Annotated in this window: 5 protein-coding genes; 1 reads left to right on the top strand and 4 read right to left on the bottom strand. The window is 61.6% G+C overall.

What is annotated here, in order from left to right; genetic code table 11:
* Nucleotides 1–8: 8 nt before the first annotated feature.
* Genes BI292_RS09675 through BI292_RS09660 form a run of 4 tightly spaced genes read right to left on the bottom strand, consistent with a single transcriptional unit; the run spans nt 9 to nt 2,299 of the window.
* On the bottom strand, nt 9–566 hold the full coding sequence (locus BI292_RS09675; RefSeq protein WP_101207741.1) for a DUF4136 domain-containing protein: 558 nt from the start codon (nt 564–566) through the stop codon (nt 9–11).
* Between the two features lie 42 nt (nt 567–608).
* Nucleotides 609–1,235 carry a DUF4136 domain-containing protein gene (locus BI292_RS09670; protein ID WP_101207740.1) on the bottom strand — a complete coding sequence of 209 codons (627 nt, stop codon included), beginning with the start codon at nt 1,233–1,235 and terminating at the stop codon, nt 609–611.
* Nucleotides 1,236–1,247: 12 nt separating this feature from the next.
* On the bottom strand, nt 1,248–1,997 hold the full coding sequence (locus tag BI292_RS09665) for a methyltransferase (RefSeq protein ID WP_101207739.1): 750 nt from the start codon (nt 1,995–1,997) through the stop codon (nt 1,248–1,250).
* Nucleotides 1,997–2,299, bottom strand: coding sequence for a MazG-like family protein (locus BI292_RS09660; RefSeq protein WP_092273824.1), 303 nt, complete (start codon nt 2,297–2,299; stop codon nt 1,997–1,999). Before BI292_RS09660 ends, BI292_RS09665 begins: the two co-directional genes overlap by 1 nt.
* A 201-nt stretch (nt 2,300–2,500) precedes the next feature.
* Between BI292_RS09660 and BI292_RS09655 the strand changes: the two genes are divergently transcribed.
* Entirely contained in the window at nt 2,501–2,794 is a 294-nt protein-coding gene (locus BI292_RS09655; RefSeq protein ID WP_092273827.1) for a hypothetical protein, read from the top strand.
* Nucleotides 2,795–2,815: the final 21 nt, after the last annotated feature.

Genomic DNA, 2,815 nt, shown 5'->3' with positions numbered 1-2,815 from the left:
GGGTGGTTTTAGTGTGGGGGGTAGTTGGCGAGGATTCGGCCGACGGTTTCGCGTACGGCGTTGGCGCGGTCGGTGGGGTTGGGGGAGTTGCTGAGCATTTGCTCGTCGCTGCCGCGCCAGACCAGTTTGCCGTCCTTGCCGTCGAGCAAATCGACCTGGATGGTCGCCACTTTATAAGTGATGTTGCGCGTTTCGTTGTACATCGGCGCGCCCCAATAGCCGTTCCACGGACCGCCCCATCCGCCGCCGTAATTGGTCGTCACTTGCTGCTGACGATCTTCGACGATCAAGTAAGCCTGCACATTCACATCACCCTTCTGCCCCGCACCGGCCGGGCGCAAGCCGCGTTGATCGAGCTGATCGGACACCGCCTGACGAATCCGCTGTTCAGTCAGATCACTCTTGATCCGCGGATCATCGGGGCGGTATTGCAGCGCCGGATCCTTCCAGCTCCAACTGCGATAGGCAGCAAAATCGCGGCTGGCGTCGAAGTCATGATTGACCTGGCGGCCAGCGCAGGCACTGAGCAGCAGGGCGACGGCCAGTAAAACGAGAGGACGGAACATGAGGGTTCTCCGGTGGAAGACATGAACCTGTGGGAATTATTCTCAACTCGGAGGATACGCCGCCATGGCTTTTTCCACAGCCTCGCGTATCGCCTCCGCGCGCTGGCTCTGACTGCTGCGATTGCTGGTCTCGGCGCTGGCGCTCCACACCGGTTGGCCGGTGCCGGCGTCAAACAGGTCAACCCGCACCACGACGACCTGTTCTTCGTACGTGCGCACGATCGGCACCGTGTTGTACATGCCGTAACCACTGCCGTACCGGTTGTAGCCGCCATAGCCGCCACCATAACCGCCACCGTAATAACCATAGTCGTCCTGAACCTGACGCAAACGGGTTTCCAGGTGCAGCGCGGCGCTGACGAACAGGTCCGCCGGCCGGTTATCGTGCAGCGGGCGCAAACCGCGCTGGTCCAGCGCATTGCTCACCGCTTCCGCGACTTGCGCCGAATCCGCCCACGCGGTGCCCGGCGGCAGGCGCCCGTTGAGCCACGCCCAGCTGCGGTAGCGCCCGTAATCGCGTGGTGGCGCGGGATACGCGCTGCGGTCAAACGTGGTCGCCGCTTGTGGCGGCGCCGGCGGCAGGGGTTTCGACGTGGCCACATAAGGGTTGCTGCCCTGACAGGCGGCCAAACCCAGACACATCAGCAATAACCCGGAACGCGCGTTCATTTCGTTCTCCGATCAGATCGGCCGACAGATCCAGTGCAAATAGCGCCCAAGCCCGGCAAAACCTGGGTGACGACGGTGGGCCAGCTCCATTTCCAGCAAGTCCACCAATTCGGCGCGGGCCTGAAACTCCACCGGCATGTAGTCGTGGAACACCCGGACCCCGCTCTGAGTTTCGACCCGCCACAAACCCTCAAGTTGCGCCGCAAGTTCGCGCGGATCAAGTGGCTGCTGCGGGGTCAGGCTCTGCTTCTCGCCGGCCATGTCATTCTTGCGCATCTTGCGAAAATGCCCTTTGAGCAGATTGCGGTAAATCAGCGCGTCGCGGTTGTAGAACGCCAGGGATAACCAGCCGTCGTGCTTGGTCAACTGGTGCAATACCGGGAGGATCGCGTGGGGTTCGGCCAGCCATTCGAGCACGGCGTGACACAGCACCAGGTCGTAAGGTTCGGTGAGCTGCCCGAGCAGATCCTGCCACGGCGCCTGAATAAACGTCGCGCTCTGCCCGGCGTCGGCGAAGCGCTGGCGCGCGCCTTCGAGCATCGGCTCGGCGGGTTCGGCGAGCGTCACGTCATGCCCACGCTCGGCCAGCCACAGCGACATGTGGCCCAGACCGGCGCCAATGTCGAGGACGCGCAGCGGGCGCTCGGGCAAGGTTTCGGCCAGGTCGGCTTGCAGCACCGCCAGGCGAATCGCGCCTTTGGCCCCGCCGTAGATTTTTTCCGCGAAACGCGTCGCCAATTGATCAAAATGACGGTCGCTCATCAGCTGAACCGCCGTTCGCTGTCTGCGAGTTTGCTGCGCACCACTTCGTTCATGTCCAACCCCAACTCGCTGCACAGCAATAGTAGATAAAGCACGATGTCGCCGACTTCCTGCCCGGCGTGGGCGAGTTTTTCGGCAGGCAACTGGCGTGACTGGTCTTCGCTGAGCCACTGGAAGATTTCCACCAGCTCGGACATTTCCACACTCGCGGCCATGGCCAGGTTTTTCGGACTGTGAAATTGCCGCCAGTCATTGCGATCACGGATGGCGTGCAGGCGTTCGGTCAGTTCAACAAGGTTCATCGGGCTCTCCTGAAGGCGTATAGCTTCGGGGGGATGACGGGTGAAGGCAAGTGGCGCAAGCTTCGCCCCTGCAGGGTTCATCAACCTATGCGGATCTTTGCGCCATACTCACAGATTCCGGCCTCAGGGAACTCGGCACCGCGATCCGTGGCCCAAGCCTAGGCGCGGCAACCGTGCCACCACACTCATCAGGACGCCCACATGCAGGTAGAAAGTTTTTTTGAATGGCTCGGCCAGGCTCTCGGTTCGGTCATCCGTTTTATCGTCGATGGCCTCAGTGGCCTGTTCAATCTGCTGAGCAATGCCGGCGGCAACTTCGTCGAAGGGCTGTCGCGGACGCTGGGGATGGACACTTCGATCATCAGCATCATCGCGTTGATCGTCGGGCTGATGCTGCTGTGGTCAGCCATCCGCGCCTTCATGAATGCGTCGATCATCATGGGGATCATCTGGCTGCTGCTGGGATTGTGGTTGCTGAGCTGGATTATTCACTAGCGCTTCTACCCTCCCCCTTGC

Source organism: Pseudomonas sp. 43NM1 (genome assembly GCF_002836905.1).
GTDB classification, from domain to species: domain Bacteria; phylum Pseudomonadota; class Gammaproteobacteria; order Pseudomonadales; family Pseudomonadaceae; genus Aquipseudomonas; species Aquipseudomonas prosekii.
Note: the sequence above shows the minus strand (reverse complement) of the source record. Positions and strands in the feature narration are given on the sequence as shown.